This is a genomic window from Acidimicrobiales bacterium, assembly GCA_035630295.1.
Taxonomy (GTDB): Bacteria; Actinomycetota; Acidimicrobiia; order Acidimicrobiales; family Iamiaceae; genus Iamia.
Window position 1 is genome coordinate 1 of sequence record DASQKY010000052.1, and the last position, 17,062, is coordinate 17,062.

Sequence of the window (17,062 nt, forward strand, 5' to 3'; positions counted from 1 at the left end):
TACGGCGACCTCGACGTCAGCGTGATCAAGGAGCTCCCGCCGCGGCGCGGGTCCGTCACGACCGTGTGGGCGCAGGGACCGATCGCCGAGGCGTCGGCGTGGGCCCACGTGCTGGAGGAGGTCGAGCAGGGTCGGCAGGCGTACGTCGTCTGCCCCCGGATCTCCAGCACCGACAAGCCCGGGCCGGACAGTCCGACCTGGCTGGATCCCGAGGCCGAGGACCTGCCGCCCGCCGCCGCCGTCGAAGAGGTGTTTGCGCGGCTGACCGCCGGACCGCTGGCGGGGTTGAAGGTCGAGATGCTCCACGGTCAGCTGCCGGCCGAGGAGAAGGACGCTGTGATGGGCCGGTACGCGGCCGGGCAGACCGACGTGCTGGTGGCCACGACGGTGATCGAGGTCGGCGTCGACGTCCCCAACGCGACCGTGATGGTGGTCCTCGACGCCGACCGCTTCGGCATCGCCCAGCTCCACCAGCTCCGGGGGCGGGTGGGGCGGGGGAGCCACCGCTCGACCTGCTACCTGGTGGCCGCCGGCTCCACCGAGGAGGCCGAGGCCCGGCTGGAGGCCCTGGTCCGCACCACCGACGGCTTCGAGCTGGCCGAGGTCGACCTGGACCTGCGGGGCGAGGGCACGCTCATGGGCGAGCGCCAGAAGGGGCGCAGCGACCTGAAGCTGGCCTCCCTGCGCCGCGACCGCGAGTGGGTGGCCAAGGCCCGCGACGTGGCCATCGCCCTGGTCGACGGCGACCCCGACCTCTCGGCCCACCCCCTCCTGGCCGACGAGGTGGCCCTGTTCCTGGGCGAGGACGAGCAGGACTTCCTCCTCAAGGGCTGAGGGCTACTCGTCGTCCTCGGCTCCGGGGACGACCAGGTCCCAGCGGTCGAGGCAGTCCTCGCAGCGGTAGGCCACCACCTCGCCGGGCTCCCAGTCGCCCTCCTCGGGGGGGAAGGAGAGGCGGTGGGCCCGGCCGCCGCAGTCGATGCAGTCGATCACCTCGGGGACCAGGGGGACGTCCTCGCTCACGCCCCGGCCCCCCGCTGGCCGGCCTCGGCCCGGCGGGCCTGGTTGGCCCCGAAGCGGGCCACGCCCTCGGCGAACCCCTCGGCGAAGATCACGTCCCGGCCGTGGCGGTCCTCGTTGGCCAGCCCCTCCTCCAGGCCCAGGCCCAGGCCCTCGTAGGCCGCGGCCCGGTCGTGGACCACGCAGGCCCAGGGGGCCGAGGCGATGCCGGCGGCCAGGTCCAGCGCCGCGGCCAGGGCCTGCCCGTCGGGCACCAGGCGGGTGACGAACCCGGCCCGCTCGGCCTCGGCGGCCGGCACCTCCCGGCCGGTCAGCATCCAGTCCAGGGCCCGGCCCAGGCCCACGATGCGGGGCAGCCGGTAGGTGCCCCCGTCGACCAGGGGCACGCCCCAGCGCCGCTCCAGGCAGCCGAAGCGGGCGCTCTGCCCGGCCACTCGCAGGTCGCACCAGGCCGCCAGCTCGATCCCGCCGGCCACGCACCAGCCCTCCACCGCGGCGACGACCGGCTTGGACAGCTGGAGCCGGGTGGGGCCCAGGGGCCCCGACGGCCGCAGGGCGGGCAGGTCCTTCAGGTCGGCGCCGGCGCAGAAGGCCCGCTCGTCACCGGTGAGCACCGCCACCCGCAGGTCCGGATCCTCGTCGAAGGCGATGAGCTCGTCGTGGAGGCGCTGGGCGGTGGCGCTGTCGATGGCGTTGCGGCGCTCCGGCCGCCCGATGCGGACGACGGTCACCCCGTCCGGGACCTCGGTGTCGGCGTCGCTCATGGGCCCGAACCTACGCTCCCGCCATGCGCGTCATCGCCGGCTCGGCTCGGGGCCGCCGCCTGTCCGCCCCCGGGGGGACGGCCACCCGCCCCACCGCCGATCGGGTGCGCCAGGCCACGTTCAACGCCCTCGACAGCCGGGGCGCGGTGGCCGGGGCGGTGGTGCTCGACGCCTTCGCCGGCAGCGGTGCCCTGGGCATCGAGGCCCTGTCCCGGGGGGCCGCGCGGTGCACCTTCGTCGAGCGCGACCGGTCGGCCCGCCGGGTGGTCGAGGCCAACCTGGCCGCCACCGGCGTGGACGGCCGGGCCCGTCTCGTGGACGGCGACGCCCTGGCCCACCTGGCCGCCACCGCCGAGCGGTTCGACCTGGTCCTCCTCGACCCGCCGCACGCCACCGACGCCTGGCCGGCGCTCCTCGACCTGGTGGCGGCCCGCCTGGACCGCGACGCGGTGGTGGTGGTGGAGTCCGACCGCCCGATCATCGGCGACGGCGGCCAGCTCGACGGCGGGTGGAGGGTCATCAGGGAGAAGCGCTACGGCGGTACGGTGGTGCAGATGCTCGTCCCCGGCCCCGGGCCCTCCTCGTGACCATCGTCTTGTACCCCGGGTCCTTCGATCCCGTGCACAACGGCCACATCGAGATCATCGAGGTGGCGGCCGGCCTGTTCGACGAGGTGGTGGTGGCCGTCCTGCGCAACCCGCAGAAGGGCGAGCCCATGTTCGACCTGGCCGAGCGGTCGGCCCTGCTGGAGGACTCGGTGGCCCACCTGGCCAACGTCCGGGTGGTGGGCTTCGCCAAGCTGGTGGTGGAGGTGGCGCAAGACGTGGACGCCGACTTCATCATGAAGGGGCTCCGGGCCGTGTCGGACTTCGAGTCCGAGATGCACCAGGCCCACATGAACCTGGCCATCTCCGGGGTCCACACCGTGTTCGTCCCCTCGGCCACCGCCCACTCCTTCGTCGCCTCCAAGCTGATCCGGGAGATCGCCCGCTTCGGCGGCGACGTCACGTCCATGGTGCCGGCCCCGGTGGCCAAGCGACTCGCAGAGAGGTTCGACCGATGACGTTCCGCGACGACGTGCCCACCGCCGGCGAGGCCAGCGGCCAGCACCCGCAGGCCACCCCCCGCCGCTCCCGCGACCCCCTGGCCGGCCCCGAGGCCGACGCCCTCCTCAAGCGGGCCGCCGACGTCATCGCCTCGGGTCGGCCCATGCCCCTGTCGTCGTCGGTGATGATCAACCGGGACGAGGTGCTCGACCTGCTGGGCGAGGCCATCGACCGCCTCCCCGACGAGCTGCGCCAGGCCCGCTGGCTGCTCAAGGAGCGCGACGACTTCCTGGCCCGGGTGCAGAGCGAGGGCGACGAGATCCTCGACCAGGCCAGCGCCAAGGCCGAGTCCATGGTCCAGCGCACCGAGGTGGTCAAGGCGGCCGAGCAGCGGGCCCGGCGCATGGTGGAGGCGGCCGAGGACGAGGCCCGCCGCCTCCGCCACGAGTGCGAGGACTTCTGCGACCAGCGCCTGGCCCAGTTCGAGATCGTGCTGGAGCGGACCATGAAGATGGTCCACGCCGGCCGCGAGAAGCTCAACGCCACCCCCATGGCCGCCCCCGAGGCCGAGGTCGAGGCCGGGGCCGCCGACGAGCCGATCAGCGAGCAGGTCCCGGTGGCCCCGGCCGCGGTGCCGCCCGGCGGCTTCGGCCGGCCCCAGGAGGCGCCGGCCCCCGCCCCGGTCGAGGAGGGCCAGGCCGGCTTCTTCGACCAGGACGAGACCTGAGCGGCCGGGCCCGGGTCGTGGCGGCGTGAGCCGGGTGCGCACCGTCGAGCACGTCGCCGACCTGCGACGGCGGCCCGGCGCGCCCCGCCCGGTGGGCCGGGCCGTGCCCGCCGCGGCCCTGGGCGACCTGGCCACCACCACCTCCCTGGTGCCCGCCGGCTCCGATGTCGAGCTGGACGCCGTGGCCGAGGCCACCGGGGCCGACATCGTGGTCACCGGCACCCTCTCCTTCGACTGGGAGGGCGAGTGCCGGCGCTGCCTGCGGCCCGTGGCCGGCCGGGTCGAGGCCGACCTGCGCGAGGTCTTCACGCCCCAGCCGGTCGAGGGCGAGACGTGGCCGGTCGAGGGTGACACGATCGACCTGGGGCCGGTGCTGCGGGAGGCGGTCCTGCTGGCCCTGCCCCTGGTGCCGCTGTGCTCCGACGACTGCGCCGGCCCCGACCCGGAGCGCTTCCCGGCCGTGGTCGAGGGCGACGGCCCGCGGGACGAGCCGCCGGGCGACCCGCGGTGGTCCGCCCTGGACCAGCTCCGGTTCGACCGACCGCCGACTTCGCCCGGGGACTCCGGCGACCGCTAGCATCGCCTCTCCGTGCCCGGGCACTCTGCCGGGATCCCTCACCGCTGAGCACCAGGAACGACTGCGATGGCCGTCCCCAAGAAGAAGACCTCCAAGGCCAAGAGCCGCAGCCGCCGGGCCGGGGCGTGGCGCCTCGACGCCCCGAGCCGCAGCTCGTGCCCGCGCTGCGCCGCGGTGAAGCTGCCCCACCGGGTGTGCGGCACCTGTGGCTGGTACAAGGGCCGCCAGGCCCTCGACGTCGACTGAGCGCCCGCCCGCCGGCCGGGTCGAGCCCTCGATGACCCTCCCCGCCCCCATCGCGGTCGACGCCATGGGCGGCGACCGGGCTCCTGACGAGATCGTGGCCGGGGCCGAGCAGGCCGCGGCCGAGCTGGGGCTGCCCGTCGTCCTGGTCGGCGACCCCGAGCGCCTGGCCGGCACCTCCCTGGAGGTGGTGGCCGCCTCCGAGGTCATCGCCATGGACGAGGACCCGGGCAAGGGCGTGCGCCGCAAGAAGGACTCGTCCCTCGTCCGGGCGGCCGAGGCCGTGCGCGACGGCCGGGCCTCGGCCATGGTCAGCGCCGGCAACACCGGCGCCACCTGGGGTGCCGCCCTGCTCCGCATGGGCCGCACCCGAGGTGTGTCCCGCCCGGCCATCGCCACCCCGCTGCCCCGCCCCGGCCACGACACCCCCCTGGTGCTCCTCGACGCCGGGGCCAACGCCGACTGCCAGGCCGAGTGGCTGGTGCAGTTCGCCCGCATGGGCGCGGTGTTCGCCCGGGACCGCTTCGGCACCGCCACCCCCCGGGTGGGGCTGCTCTCCATCGGCGAGGAGCCGAGCAAGGGCGACGCCCTGCGCAAGGAGGCCCACGCGCTGCTGGCCGACGGGGCCTGGCAGGAGGCCTGCGGCGCCACCTTCGCCGGCAACGTGGAGGGCCGCGACCTCATGACCCCCGGGGTGGACGTGGTGGTGACCGACGGCTTCACCGGCAACGTGGCCCTGAAGTCCCTGGAGGGGGCCATGCGCGCCCTGGTGGGGGCCATCCTGGGCGCCTTCGACACCGACGACGCGACCCGGGCCGCCGCCGAGGTGCTGATGCCGGCCCTGCTGCCCCTCTACGGCCAGCTCGACCCCGACGCCACCGGCGGGGCGGTGCTGCTGGGGGTGGACGGCGTCTGCGTCATCAGCCACGGCTCCTCGTCGGCCACCGCCATCGTGAACGCCTGCCGGGTGGCGGCCGAGGCCGTCCGCTCCGACCTGGTCGGCGCCATCGCCGCCGCGGTGGGGACCGGCCCTTCCTGAACGGAGGGCCTCCGTTCACAAGCGCACAAAGTTGGGTGTCGACTATGGTCGGAGGGTTCGCCGAGCCATCCAGGAGCTGCGTTGCCCGCCGAGACCCACACCCAGCAGGGCCCCATGAGCCGCCAGGAGGTGTTCGAGCTCATCCGCGACCGCCTGGTCGACATCCTCGAGATCGACGCCTCCGAGGTCCACGAGGGCGATTCCTTCGCCGATGACCTGGAAGCGGACTCCCTGGCCCTCATCGAGCTGGTCGAGGCCCTGGAGGAGGAGATCGGCGAGCGGACCGTGGGGTTCCGCATCGAGGACGAGGACCTCGAGGACCTGAAGACGGTCCGCGACGCCGTCGACTACGTGCACGCCCGCGTCAGCGGCGACGTCGCGTCCTGACCGAGCCCCCGACCTCCCTGTCGCCGTCCCTGGTCGACCGCATAGGCCACCGCTTCGCCGACCCCGGCCTGCTCGAGGTGGCCATGTGCCACCGGTCGTGGTGCGCCGAGAACCCCGGCGGCACGTCCAACGAGCGCCTGGAGTTCCTGGGCGACGCCGTGCTGGGCGCGGTGGTGGCCGAGGAGCTGTACCGCTGCTACCCCGACGCCGACGAGGGGTGGTTGTCCCGGGCCCGGGCCACGGTGGTGCGGGCCAGCACCCTGGCCGACACGGCCGAGGAGCTGGGCCTGGGGGCCGAGGTCCGGCTGGGCAAGGGCGAGGAGGCCACCGGCGGCCGAGAGAAGCCGTCCATCCTGGCCGACGCCCTGGAGGCGGTGATCGGGGCCGTGCACCTCGACGCCGGCCGGGACGCCTCCCGGACCGTCATCCTCCACCTGCTGGGCCACCGCCTGGGCGTCGCCTCCGGCGAGCCCGGCCACCTCGACGACAAGAGCCGCCTCCAGGAGTACGCCAGCCGGGTGCTGCGCCAGCCGGTGGGCTACCAGGTCACCGACAGCGGCCCCGAGCACGACAAGACCTTCGTGGCCACCGTCCGCCTCGACGGCCAGGCGTGGGGCTCCGGCTCCGGGCGGTCCAAGAAGCAGGCCGAGCAGCGGGCCGCCCGCCAGGCCTACGAGGTCCTGGCCGCCGCCCACGGCGACGACGCCGCACCCCCCGAGACCCCCCCGGCCGACACGCTGTCCGCCCCGACCCACGAGACCGAGAATGCCTGAGCTGCCCGAGATGGAGACCCTGCGCCGCGACCTCGACCGGGAGGTGGGGGGCAAGCGCGTCAAGGCGGTCGAGGTGCTGGGCCGCACCGCGGTGAAGCGCATCACCAAGAAGCAGCTGGCCGAGCGGCTCGACGGGGTGAAGATCACCGGCGCCGACCGGCGGGGCCTGTTCCTGACCCTCAAGCTGGACAGCGCCGAGCTGCTGGTCCTCGACCTGCGGGACGGGGGGAACCTGCGGCGCACCACGCCCAAGGAGGAGGTGCAGAAGGGGACGCAGGTCATCATCTCCTTCACCCAGGGCGGCCAGCTGCGCATGGTCGACCCCGACGGGGTCATGGCGACCTGGGTGGCCACCCCCGACGAGCTCCTGGAGCAGGAGCCGGTGCTGACCGAGCTGGGCCTCGACCCGGTCGACGAGCCCATCTCCTGGACCACGTTCGGGCACCTGCTGCTCAGCCGGGCCCAGCCCATCAAGACCGTCCTCACCGACCAGACCGCGGTGGTGGGCATCGGCGCCGTGTACTCCGACGAGATCGCCTGGCAGGCCGGGCTGCGCCACGACCGCGAGTCGCACCTGCTGACCTCCCAGGAGATGCGCCGCCTGTACCGGGCCCTGGTCGAGACCCTCCACGACGCCACCAAGCACCGGGGCACCACCCTGCCCCCCGGCGGCTACCACGACCTGTCCGGCAAGCCCGGTGGCTACCAGTCCATGCTCCAGGTCTACGGTCGGGCCGGCGAGGCCTGCGCCCGCTGCCGGGGCACCGTCACCAAGGTGCGCTACGCCAAGTCCACCCTCTTCATGTGCCCGGACTGCCAGGTCTGACGGCCCGCCCCGAGGAGCGATCGTGTTCCTGAAGACCCTCAGCCTGAAGGGCTTCAAGTCGTTCGCCGACGCCACCAGCCTGGAGATGGAGCCGGGCGTCACCGTGGTGGTCGGCCCCAACGGCAGCGGCAAGTCCAACGTGGTCGACGCCATCGCCTGGGTGCTGGGCGCCCAGGCCCCCAGCGCGGTGCGGAGCCAGAAGATGGACGACGTCATCTTCGCCGGCACCGCCAGCCGGCCGGCCCTGGGCCGGGCCGAGGTGAGCCTGACCATCGACAACTCGGCCGGCCTGCTGCCCATCGACTTCGGCGAGGTCACCCTGACCCGCACCCTCTGGCGCTCCGGCGACAGCGAGTACGCCATCAACGGCGTGCCCTGTCGCATGCTCGACATCCAGGAGCTGCTGTCGGACTCCGGGGTCGGCCGCCAGCAGCACGTCATCATCTCCCAGGGCCAGATCGACGCCGTGCTCAACACCAGGCCCGAGGAGCGCCGCCTCATCATCGAGGAGGCGGCCGGCATCCTGAAGTTCCGGCGCCGCAAGGAGAAGGCCGAGCGCCGCCTGGCCGGGACCGAGGCCAACCTCACCCGCCTGCAGGACCTGCTGCGGGAGGTCCGCCGCCAGCTCCGGCCCCTGGAGCGCCAGGCCGAGGCCGCCCGCCGCCACGGCGACCTGGTCACCGAGCTGACCGCCCTGCGGGTGCACCTGGCCGGCCAGGAGCTGGCCCGGCTCCGCGCCCGCCTGGAGGCCGGGGACCGGACCCGCCGGGAGCTGCGGGCCGGCGAGGCCGAGGCCAAGGCCACCCTGGCCCGCCTCGACACCGAGGTGCTGGCCACCGAGACCCGCCTGTCGGCCCTGGGCGGCGACGACCTGGGCGACGACCTGGCCCGCTGCGAGGCCCTGCGGGAGCGGGCCCGGGGCCTGGCCGCGGTGCTGGTCGAGCGGCGCCGGGGCCTGGAGCGCCAGCGGGGCGCCGCGGTCGACCAGGCCGTCATCGCCTCGCTGGAGGCCGAGGCGGCCCGGCTCGACGCCGAGCTCGACGCCGTCCGGGAGGACCGGGCCCGCCTCCTGCCCGACCGCGAGCGGCTGGAGGAGGCCGAGGAGGTCCTGGCCCGCGAGCGGGCCGAGGTGGCCGAGCGGTGGAGCGCCCCGGCCGGCGACGGTGACCCCGCCGACCGGAAGGGGGCCGAGGCCGGCCCGGCCACCACCAGCAGGGCCGCCGAGGTGCGGGGCGAGCTGCTGGCCGTGCGGGCCTCGCAGGAGCGCAGCGAGGACGAGCGCCGCCGGGTGGCAGCCCGCCTGGAGGCGGTGGCCACCAAGGCCACCCGCCTGGACCAGGAGTCCGAGCGGCTCCGGGCCGAGCTGGCCGCTGCCGAGCAGGCCGCGGGGTCCCTGGCCGCCGCGGTCGACACCGCCACCGCGGGCCGGGCCGGGGCCGAGGCCGCGGTGGAGGAGGCCGAGGAGCGCCTCCGGAGCGCGGACGGCGAGCGCCACCGGTGGTCGGCCCGGGCCGACGCCCTGGCCCTGGCGCTCGACGAGGCCCGGGCCGCGGCCGGGGCCGAGCGGCTGGCCGGCGTGCCCGGCGTGCTGGGCACCCTCCTCGACGTGGTGGCCGTGGACGCCGGCTGGGAGGCGGCCTTCGAGGCGGCGGCCGGCCCGGCCCTGTCCGCCGTGGTGGTCGACGGGGTGGAAGGCGCCCGTCGGGCCCTGGGCACGCTGGTCGACGGGGGCCTGACCGGGGCCGTCGTCCCCGCCCTGGCCGGCGTGGCCGCCACCCCGCCACCGGCGGTGGCCGGCGGGGCGCCCCTCCGGCCCCACGTGCGAGCGCTCGACCCGGGGGTCGAGCCCCTGCTGGACAGCCTGGCCGGGTCGGTGGTGGTGGTCGAGGGATGGCCGGTGGCGGTGGACGTGGCCCTGGCCCACCCCGGCTCCGTGGTCGTCACCCGGGACGGCGACCGCTTCGCCCCCGACGGCTGGCGGGTCGGGGCCGCCGGCTCCGGGGCCACCGGGGCCGCCCTGGCCGAGGCCCGGGAGCGGGCCGCCTCGGCCACCGTGGAGGCCGACGGGGCGGCGGCCGAGGTCGCCGAGCGGCGACGGGCCGTCACCGGGGCCCGGGCCGCCGAGGCCGAGGCCAGCCGGGCCCTCGACCGCAACGACAGCCGGATGGCGGCGGCCGGCGACGCCCTGGCGCGGACCGACGCCGACCGTCGCGACCTGGCCGGCGAGGGCGAGTCCCTCCAGGCCCACGCCACCGAGCTGGACGAGCGGGTCGGCCGCGACGGCGAGCGGGTGGCGGCCCTGGCGGGCGATCTGCCCGGCCTGGAGGCCGAGGAGGCCCGGCGGGCGGATCGGGCCCGGGCCGCGGCCGACAGCCGGGCCCGCCTCGAGGAGCGGGCCACCGAGGTGGCCGCCCTGCGCAGCGACATCGAGGTCCGGGCCGCCGGCCTGGACGAGCGCCACCAGCTCCTCGGCCGGCGCCGGGCCGAGGTCGAGGAGCGCCTGTCCCACAACCAGGCGGCCCGGTCCCAGGCCGAGGCCCGCCGGGTCGACCTGGAGCGCCAGGAGGTGGCCGTGGGCCGCCTGGCCGACCTGGTGGCCCGCCGCCTGGACGGCGTGGAGGCCACCCTGGCCGGCCTGCGCGAGCGGCGCCGGCGCCAGTCCGACGCGGCCCGGGCGGTGGCCGCCGAGCTGGAGTCCACCCGTCGCCACCGGGTCGAGGCCGAGCGGGGCCTGGCCGGCACCCGCGAGCGCCTGCAGCGAGCCGAGCTGGACATCTCCGAGGTCACCCTCCGCATCGAGACCGCGGTCGAGGCCATGCGCCGCGACCTGGACGTCGACCCCGACACCGCCCTGGCCGCCCCCGCCCCCGAGGTCCCCGAGGGCACCACGGCGCCGGCCCGGGTCCGGGACCTGGAGCGCGAGCTGCGGCTGCTGGGGCCCATCAACCCGCTGGCCCTGGAGGAGTTCACCGCCCTCCAGGAGCGCCACGAGCACGTCGAGGCCCAGCTCGACGACGTGAAGGCGGCCCGCCGCGACCTGGCCAAGGTCATCCGGGCCGTGGACGCCGAGATCGTCACCGTCTTCGCCGCCGCCTACGCCGATGTGGAGGCCAACTTCCGCCACCTGTTCGAGACGCTGTTCCCCGGCGGCCAGGGCCGGCTCACCCTCACCAGCCCCGAGGACCTGCTGTCCACCGGCGTGGAGATCGAGGCCAAGCCGTCGGGCAAGAACGTGAAGAAGCTCTCCCTGCTCTCCGGCGGCGAGCGCTCGCTGACCGCGCTGGCCTACCTGTTCGCCGTGTTCCGGGCCCGGCCCTCGCCCTTCTACGTCATGGACGAGGTGGAGGCCGCCCTCGACGACGTGAACCTGCACCGGTTCCTGGGCCTGGTGGCCGAGTTCCGGGCCGACGCCCAGCTCATCATCGTGAGCCACCAGAAGCGCACCATGGAGGCCGCCGACCTGCTCTACGGCGTCACCATGCAGCCCGGCGGCTCCAGCCAGGTCCTGGCCGAGAAGGCCGCCGCCGACGCCTGAGCCCGCTCAGGCCGGGGGGCCGGCCGCTGCGGCCCGCAGGTGCTCGACCAGGGTGGCCAGGCTGGTGGCGGCGTTGAGCCCGCTGGTGGAGGGCATGACGTAGGCCGGCGAGGGCCCCAGCCGTCGGGCCTGCCACCCCGGCCCCGCCCGGCGGTCGACAGCGGCCCGCCACCCGGCCAGCCCCACCACCAGGACGGCGGCCGGTGCCAGCAGGGCGCACAGCCGGTCGAGGCGGGCCACGCCGGCCCGATGCTCGGCCGGGGCCAGCTCCGCGGCTCGGGGCGTGGCCCGCTTGACCAGGTCGGTCATGCCGATGCCCCCGTCGGCCAGCAGTCGCCACGGGTCCCGGTCGGCCCCCGGGGGCAGGAGGCCGGCGGCGGCCAGGGCCGGCCAGAAGCGGTTGCCGGGCCCGACGTAGCCCACCCCGGCATCGGCGGCGTGGAGGCTGGGGTTGAGGCCGCAGGCCAGCAGCCGCATCCCCGGTCCCACCGTGTCGGCCAGGGTCCGGCCCCGGGTGGCGGCGAGGCGGAGCTCCCGCCAGTCCTGGGCCACGGCCGTGTCCACCGGTTCCTGGGCCACGTCCACGAAGCCGGCCCCCTCGACCAGGTCGGTGAACCGGTCGGGGTCCCAGAACGTGAACCGGCGGCCGGGGAGGTCGCCGTCGGAGCGGTGCGTGCCGTCCCCGGCGAAGACCCGGACGGCCAGGGGCGCCCCCACGGCCAGGCTCCGGTGCAGGTCGGCCAGGGCCAGGGGCAGGTCGGGGGGCGGCCACGTGCTGGAGGCTCTTGCTGGCCCACGCCCCGGCCAGCGACCGGGGCCGGAACGGGAGGGCCCCGGCCGCGGCCCGCACCAACGGCACGGTGGGCTGGGCCCGTCGAGCCTCGTCGAGCATGGCCGCCACCGGGTCGAGCCCGATGGCTCCGGGGCCCAGGGCCCCGAGGTCCTTGCCCGGGCCGCACCCCAGGTCCAGCACCGGCCCGCCCCCGGCCCCGGCGGCCAGCGCCGTGGCCCGCTCGGCATCGGGCGGCGTGCCCCGGGCCACGTAGGTCCCGACGCCGCGCTCGTAGGCCGCCACCGTCTCCCGGTCGAGGGTCACCGGCGCCGCCGCCCGGTCGGACGGGCCTCGGCGGGGGCGGTGTCGACGAACAGGTCGAGCTGCTCCTCCCGGGCCGCCCGCTCGGTCACCGGCTCCCAGGTGCGGGCGCCCCGGGGGCCGACGGCGCGCACCTCCAGGCGGTGGAGGCCCAGGGCCCGGGCCGCGCCCCGGCCGTCGCGCACGCCGACCGAGCCGTCCCGCTCGCGGCGCTCGACGGTGGCCTCCTGCCAGCGGGCCTGGGGCTGGGGCCGGAACCGGACCACGTCGCCGGCGTGCAGCCCGACCTCGAGCAGGCTCGGTGCGCCGTCCGCCCCCATGCCGGTCAGGAGCCGCCCCGGATCCGGGCCTGGAGGCGGCGCATGCCGGCCAGCCAGCGGTCGGGATCGGCCGCCTTGCGCTGCTGGTACTGGGCCACCTCGGGGTGGGGGAGGATCAGGAACCGCCCCTCGGCCAGGGCGGCCACCACGTCCCCGGCCACCTGCTCGGGCTCGATCACCCCGTGGATGGCCACCGTCTCGACGGCGTCGCTCAGGCCCATGCCGCTCCGGAGGAGGTCGGTGTTGACGCCCTGGGGGCACAGGCAGTGGACCCGCAGGCCCTCGTCGCCGTGGGTGATGGCCAGCCACTCGGCGAAGGCCACGGCGGCGTGCTTGGTCACCGAGTACGGGGCGTCGCCGATCTGGGCCAGCAGCCCGGCGGCCGACGCCGTGGCCAGGAACGTGCCCCCGCCCCGGGCCAGCATGTCCGGCACCACCACCCGGGCCGCCACCACGTGGGCCATGACGTTGACCTGCCACGTCCGCTCCCACACGTCGTCGTCGGCGTCCAGGCCCAGGCCGGTGCCGATGCCGGCGTTGGCCGCGAACAGGTCCACCGGCCCGAAGCGCTCCTCGGTGGCGGTCACCGCGTCCCGCACCGCCCCCTCATCGCTGACGTCGGCGGCGTGGGCCAGGACCCGGTCACCGTGGCGCTCGGCCAGGCGGGCGGCGGCCGTGTCGCAGTCGCCCTGGTCGAGGTCGACCACGGCGACCCCGGCCGCCCCCTCGGCCAGGAAGCGGTCGGCCAGGGCGTACCCGATGCCCCGGGCCCCTCCGGTGATCAGGCAGGTCGTCCCGTCCAGCGAGCTCATGGCGCCGACGCTACCCAGGGCGGCGACCGCGATCAGCCGATGGCGGCCCGGAGGGTGTCCTCCACCACCTGGCGGCGGTCGTCGCCCCAGGGCAGAGGCATGAGCACCGGGTGGTCGACGCCGGCCTCGGCGTAGGCGGCGATGGTGTCCCGCACCAGGTCGGCGTCGCCCACCACGTCGATGGCATCGACCATCTCGTCGCTGACCGCGGCCACCGCCCCGTCGCGGTCGCCGGCGGCGTGGCGGGCCCGGACCTCGGCCACGGCGTCGCCGAAGCCGGCCCGGGTGAAGCTCTGGGCGTAGGCGTCGACCACGGCGTACGAGAACAGGTCGCGCCGGCCCCGGTCCAGGGCCGTGTGGCGGTCGGCCACCCCGGCGTGGACGTAGGCGTAGACCGTGCAGGCCCCCGGCTTCCGCCCGGCCGCCGCCTCGCCGGCCCGGACCTGCTCCACCGACCAGGCCACGTGGGAGGCAGGGAGGTAGTTGAGGAGCACGCCGTCGGCCACCTCGCCGGCCAGGGCCAGCATGCGGGGGCCGAGAGCGCCGACCACGATCCGGGGGCGCCGCTCCCCGAGGCGGAGCCCCAGGCGGAAGCCCGACACGGCGTAGTGGTCGCCGGCGAAGGTGACCTTCTCGCCCGACAGGCACTCCCGCACCAGGGCCACGTACTCCCGCACCTGGCCCAGGGGGGCGTCGCCGTAGGGGGCGCCGTGCCACCGGCTGGTCACCACCGGGGAGGAGATGCCCACCCCCAGGAGGACGTCGCGGTCAGGGTCGAGGGCGGCCAGGGTGGCGGCCGACATGGCGGCCAGCGGCGGGGTGCGGAGCTGGAGGGCCAGGACCCCGGTGCCCAGGGCCAGGCCGGGCGCGGCGGCGCCCGCCGCGGCCAGGAGGGAGAAGGCCTCGGGCCCCGTGGTCTCCGCCGTCCAGAAGGAGCGGTAGCCGAGCTCGGCGGCCCGCCGGGCCGTGTCCACCGCGTAGGCCGGCCCGAGGCCCATGAGGCTGGCGTAGGTGAAGCCGAGGGGAGCGGTGGTCACCCCGGCGACGGTAGCGGCGGCCCGCCCGCCGGCGAGCGCTCAGGCCCGGCGCAGGAAGTACACGATCATGACCACGAGGAGGATGACCACAAGGATGCCGACCAGGCTGTACTCCACGGCAACGGTCCTTTGGTGCGACGACGGGACGCCTGGCGTTGCCCGCTGAGGCCCGGCTCAAACACCCTCAGTGACCGTCGCCTCGGGCCCGGGCCCTCGGGCCCGCACGCGACGACGACCGCCGGCCGAGCCTGGAGCTCGAGGGCGGTCGTCGGACGAGGAGCTGGGCCGGCTACTTGCCGGCGGCGCGGCGCTGCCAGCGGGTGCGCTTCAGCATCTTCTTGTGCTTCTTCTTCCGCATGCGCTTGCGGCGCTTCTTCACCAGAGATCCCATGAGGTCCGCAAACCTAGCGGTGGCCCCCGGGGGCGCCGCAACCTCGGCCTGGGGCCTGGGCGCCAGCTGGGGGCCCGGCCCTAGGCTGGCGGGCGCAGTCGGGGGTAGTTCAGCTGGAAGAACACCGGACTTTGAATCCGGATGTCGCAGGTTCGAGCCCTGCCCCCCGAGCGAGAGCGGGATCTGGTTCGTGACCGGGCCCCGGGCGCGCTAGACCTGGCGCCATGGCCGAGCGCCTGCTGTCCGCTGTCGTCCTCGCCGCCGGCGAGGGCACCCGCATGCGGTCGGAGCGGCCCAAGCCCCTCCACCTCCTGTGCGGGCGGGCGATGGTGCGCTACGTCCTCGACTCCCTGGCCGACTGCGCCGTCGACCGGGTGGTGGTCGTGGTCGGCCACGGGGCCGAGCGGGTCACCAAGAAGCTCCAGGCCGAGGAGCCGGATCTCATCCTCGACTTCGTCGAGCAGCACAGCCAGCAGGGCACGGGCGACGCCGTGGCCGTGGGCCTCACCGCCTTCCCCGACGACGAGCCCGGCGACGACGACGGGGCCGACGTCCTGGTCCTGCCCGGCGACACGCCGCTCCTGCGGCCGGCCACCATCCGCCGCCTGGTCGAGCACCACCGCGCCTCCGGTTCGGCCTGCACCGTCCTGACCGCCCGCCTGGACGACGCCACCGGCTACGGCCGGGTCCTCCGGGGCCGCGACGGCCGGGTGGCCCGCATCGTCGAGCACCGCGACGCCACCGACGAGCAGCGGGCCATCGACGAGATCAACACGTCGATCTACTGCTTCCGCCGCAGCGTCCTGGCCCCGGCCCTCCGGCGCATCCAGCCCGCCAACGCCCAGGGCGAGTACTACCTGACCGACGTGGTCGAGGTGCTCCACGACGCCGGCTACGGCGTCACCGCGGTCGAGGCCGAGGACCCGGCCGAGACCCAGGGGGTCAACGACCGGGCCCAGCTGGCCGCGGCCGAGGCCGAGCTGCGGCACCGCACCAACCAGCGGTGGTTGCAGCGGGGCGTCACCATGCTCGACCCCGAGCGCACCTACGTCGACACCACCGTCGACCTGGCCACCGACGTCACCCTCTTCCCCGGCACCATCCTCCAGGGCCACACCGTCATCGGCCAGGGGGCCGAGGTCGGGCCCAACACCCGGCTGGTCGACTGCGTGGTCGGGGCCCGGTCCACCGTCGAGCAGGCCACGGCCCGCGACGCCGAGATCGGGGCCGACGCCCACGTCGGCCCCTACGCCCACCTGGCCCCGGGCGAGGCCGTCCCCGACGGCACCGTCACCGGCCCGTTCTTCGCCCTGCCGGCCCGGGACGTCCGCTGAGGTGCCCCCACCCGATCCCGACACCGACCCCCACCTCGACCCCCCGCCGCCGGCGGAGAAGGCCATGGAGACCTACACCACCAAGCGCCTGCACCTCTACAGCGGCTCGTCGCACCCCGACCTGGCCGCCGCCATCGCCTCCCACCTCGGGGTCGGGCTGGGCGACCCCAACCTGCGGCGCTTCGCCAACGGCGAGATGCACTGCCGCTTCGGCGAGTCGATCCGGGGGGCCGACGTGTTCATCGTCCAGACCCACTCGGGCGAGCCCGGCCAGTCGGTGAACGACTCGCTCATGGAGCAGCTCATCATGATCGACGCCGCCAAGCGGGCGTCGGCCAAGCGCATCTCGGCCGTGTGCCCCTTCTACGGCTACGCCCGCCAGGACCGCAAGGCCGAGGGGCGCGAGCCCATCACGGCCAAGCTGGTGGCCGACATGCTCACCGCGGCGGGCGCCGACCGAGTGGTGTCGGTCGACCTCCACACCGGGCAGATCCAGGGCTTCTTCGACATGCCGGTCGACCACCTGGTGGCCATGCCCCTCCAGGTCGACTACCTCCGGGCCCACACCGACCCCAGCAACCTGGTGATGGTGTCGCCCGACTCGGGCGGGGTGAAGGCGGCCAAGCGCTTCGCCAACGAGGTCGGGGCCGACCTGGCCTTCGTCAACAAGTTCCGGCCCCGGGGCACGGCCAACGAGGTGGTGGCGGCCAACGTCATCGGCGAGGTGGCCGGCCGGAGCTGCGTCCTCATCGACGACATGATCGACTCGGCCGGCACCATCTGCGCCTCGGCCGACCTGCTCCGGGCCGAGGGCGCCACCGACGTGTGGGCCATGGCCACCCACGGGGTGCTCTCGGGCCCGGCCATCGACCGGCTCAAGAACTCGTCGCTGACCAAGGTGGTCATCACCGACACGCTCCCGCTCCCGCCGGAGAAGCAGCTGGACAAGATCGAGGTCCTGTCGGTGGCGCCCATCATCGCCCAGGCCGTGACCTCGGTGTTCGAGGACACGTCGGTGAGTGAGGTCTTCGGGGGCCTCAACCAGAGCTGACGGCGGGCCGCTTGGGGGCGGAGCCGTGGGGCCGGTACCCTCGTCCGGTCCACCACCCTTGCGCTCCGGCGCGATCTCCGACGTAGG

20 protein-coding genes and 1 tRNA gene are annotated in these 17,062 nt (G+C 75.7%); 14 read left to right on the forward strand and 7 right to left on the reverse strand.

Features of this window, described 5'->3' with window-relative positions:
- On the forward strand, nucleotides 1-834 hold an 834-nt coding region (locus tag VEW93_14890), incomplete at its 5' end, for a helicase-related protein (protein ID HYI63076.1).
- Nucleotides 835-837: 3 nt separating this feature from the next.
- Here the strand turns inward: VEW93_14890 and VEW93_14895 are convergent.
- Nucleotides 838-1,023 (reverse strand): hypothetical protein, encoded by a 186-nt coding sequence (locus VEW93_14895; protein ID HYI63077.1) that lies wholly within the window; start codon nucleotides 1,021-1,023, stop codon nucleotides 838-840.
- Entirely contained in the window at nucleotides 1,020-1,784 is a 765-nt protein-coding gene (locus tag VEW93_14900; protein ID HYI63078.1) for a crotonase/enoyl-CoA hydratase family protein, read from the reverse strand. The genes VEW93_14895 and VEW93_14900 overlap by 4 nt, the downstream gene beginning before the upstream one ends.
- A 23-nt stretch (nucleotides 1,785-1,807) precedes the next feature.
- Here VEW93_14900 and rsmD point away from each other — a divergent pair, with 23 nt between their 5' ends.
- The 10 genes from rsmD (at nucleotide 1,808) to smc (ending at nucleotide 10,937) form a co-directional block, all read left to right on the forward strand.
- Nucleotides 1,808-2,371 (forward strand): 16S rRNA (guanine(966)-N(2))-methyltransferase RsmD, encoded by a 564-nt coding sequence (rsmD, locus tag VEW93_14905; GenBank protein ID HYI63079.1) that lies wholly within the window; start codon nucleotides 1,808-1,810, stop codon nucleotides 2,369-2,371.
- Nucleotides 2,368-2,847: a pantetheine-phosphate adenylyltransferase gene (coaD, locus tag VEW93_14910; protein HYI63080.1), complete on the forward strand. Its 480-nt coding sequence runs from the start codon at nucleotides 2,368-2,370 to the stop codon at nucleotides 2,845-2,847. The genes rsmD and coaD overlap by 4 nt, the downstream gene beginning before the upstream one ends.
- Nucleotides 2,844-3,557, forward strand: coding sequence for a hypothetical protein (locus tag VEW93_14915; GenBank protein HYI63081.1), 714 nt, complete (start codon nucleotides 2,844-2,846; stop codon nucleotides 3,555-3,557). Before coaD ends, VEW93_14915 begins: the two co-directional genes overlap by 4 nt.
- A 25-nt stretch (nucleotides 3,558-3,582) precedes the next feature.
- Nucleotides 3,583-4,134: a DUF177 domain-containing protein gene (locus tag VEW93_14920; GenBank protein ID HYI63082.1), complete on the forward strand. Its 552-nt coding sequence runs from the start codon at nucleotides 3,583-3,585 to the stop codon at nucleotides 4,132-4,134.
- Nucleotides 4,135-4,200: 66 nt separating this feature from the next.
- Complete coding sequence (gene rpmF / locus VEW93_14925; GenBank protein HYI63083.1) at nucleotides 4,201-4,380, forward strand: 50S ribosomal protein L32; 180 nt, start codon at nucleotides 4,201-4,203, stop codon at nucleotides 4,378-4,380.
- 31 nt (nucleotides 4,381-4,411) lie between these two features.
- Nucleotides 4,412-5,416 carry a phosphate acyltransferase PlsX gene (gene plsX, locus VEW93_14930; GenBank protein HYI63084.1) on the forward strand — a complete coding sequence of 335 codons (1,005 nt, stop codon included), beginning with the start codon at nucleotides 4,412-4,414 and terminating at the stop codon, nucleotides 5,414-5,416.
- 81 nt (nucleotides 5,417-5,497) lie between these two features.
- Complete coding sequence (locus tag VEW93_14935) at nucleotides 5,498-5,803, forward strand: acyl carrier protein (GenBank protein HYI63085.1); 306 nt, start codon at nucleotides 5,498-5,500, stop codon at nucleotides 5,801-5,803.
- 41 nt (nucleotides 5,804-5,844) lie between these two features.
- Complete coding sequence (gene rnc, locus VEW93_14940) at nucleotides 5,845-6,576, forward strand: ribonuclease III (protein ID HYI63086.1); 732 nt, start codon at nucleotides 5,845-5,847, stop codon at nucleotides 6,574-6,576.
- A complete protein-coding gene (locus VEW93_14945) occupies nucleotides 6,569-7,402 on the forward strand; it encodes a DNA-formamidopyrimidine glycosylase family protein (GenBank protein HYI63087.1) in 834 nt (277 codons plus the stop codon). The genes rnc and VEW93_14945 overlap by 8 nt, the downstream gene beginning before the upstream one ends.
- Before the next feature lie 22 nt (nucleotides 7,403-7,424).
- A complete protein-coding gene (gene smc, locus VEW93_14950) occupies nucleotides 7,425-10,937 on the forward strand; it encodes a chromosome segregation protein SMC (protein ID HYI63088.1) in 3,513 nt (1,170 codons plus the stop codon).
- Nucleotides 10,938-10,943: 6 nt separating this feature from the next.
- Here the strand turns inward: smc and VEW93_14955 are convergent, their stop codons facing one another.
- The 5 genes from VEW93_14955 to VEW93_14975 form a co-directional block, all read right to left on the reverse strand.
- Entirely contained in the window at nucleotides 10,944-11,654 is a 711-nt protein-coding gene (locus VEW93_14955; protein ID HYI63089.1) for a mismatch-specific DNA-glycosylase, read from the reverse strand.
- Between the two features lie 375 nt (nucleotides 11,655-12,029).
- Entirely contained in the window at nucleotides 12,030-12,350 is a 321-nt protein-coding gene (locus VEW93_14960) for a hypothetical protein (GenBank protein HYI63090.1), read from the reverse strand.
- A gap of 5 nt (nucleotides 12,351-12,355) precedes the next feature.
- A complete protein-coding gene (locus VEW93_14965) occupies nucleotides 12,356-13,162 on the reverse strand; it encodes an SDR family oxidoreductase (protein HYI63091.1) in 807 nt (268 codons plus the stop codon).
- 32 nt (nucleotides 13,163-13,194) lie between these two features.
- A complete protein-coding gene (locus VEW93_14970; protein ID HYI63092.1) occupies nucleotides 13,195-14,199 on the reverse strand; it encodes an LLM class F420-dependent oxidoreductase in 1,005 nt (334 codons plus the stop codon).
- A gap of 289 nt (nucleotides 14,200-14,488) precedes the next feature.
- Complete coding sequence (locus VEW93_14975; protein ID HYI63093.1) at nucleotides 14,489-14,590, reverse strand: AURKAIP1/COX24 domain-containing protein; 102 nt, start codon at nucleotides 14,588-14,590, stop codon at nucleotides 14,489-14,491.
- 98 nt (nucleotides 14,591-14,688) lie between these two features.
- Between VEW93_14975 and VEW93_14980 the strand changes: the two genes are divergently transcribed.
- The 3 genes from VEW93_14980 to VEW93_14990 all read left to right on the forward strand — a co-directional run bounded on the left by VEW93_14980 (nucleotide 14,689) and on the right by VEW93_14990 (nucleotide 16,975).
- Nucleotides 14,689-14,761, forward strand: a tRNA-Gln gene (locus VEW93_14980).
- 53 nt (nucleotides 14,762-14,814) lie between these two features.
- Complete coding sequence (gene glmU, locus VEW93_14985) at nucleotides 14,815-15,924, forward strand: bifunctional UDP-N-acetylglucosamine diphosphorylase/glucosamine-1-phosphate N-acetyltransferase GlmU (protein HYI63094.1); 1,110 nt, start codon at nucleotides 14,815-14,817, stop codon at nucleotides 15,922-15,924.
- A gap of 1 nt (nucleotide 15,925) precedes the next feature.
- Entirely contained in the window at nucleotides 15,926-16,975 is a 1,050-nt protein-coding gene (locus VEW93_14990) for a ribose-phosphate diphosphokinase (protein ID HYI63095.1), read from the forward strand.
- Nucleotides 16,976-17,062: the final 87 nt, after the last annotated feature.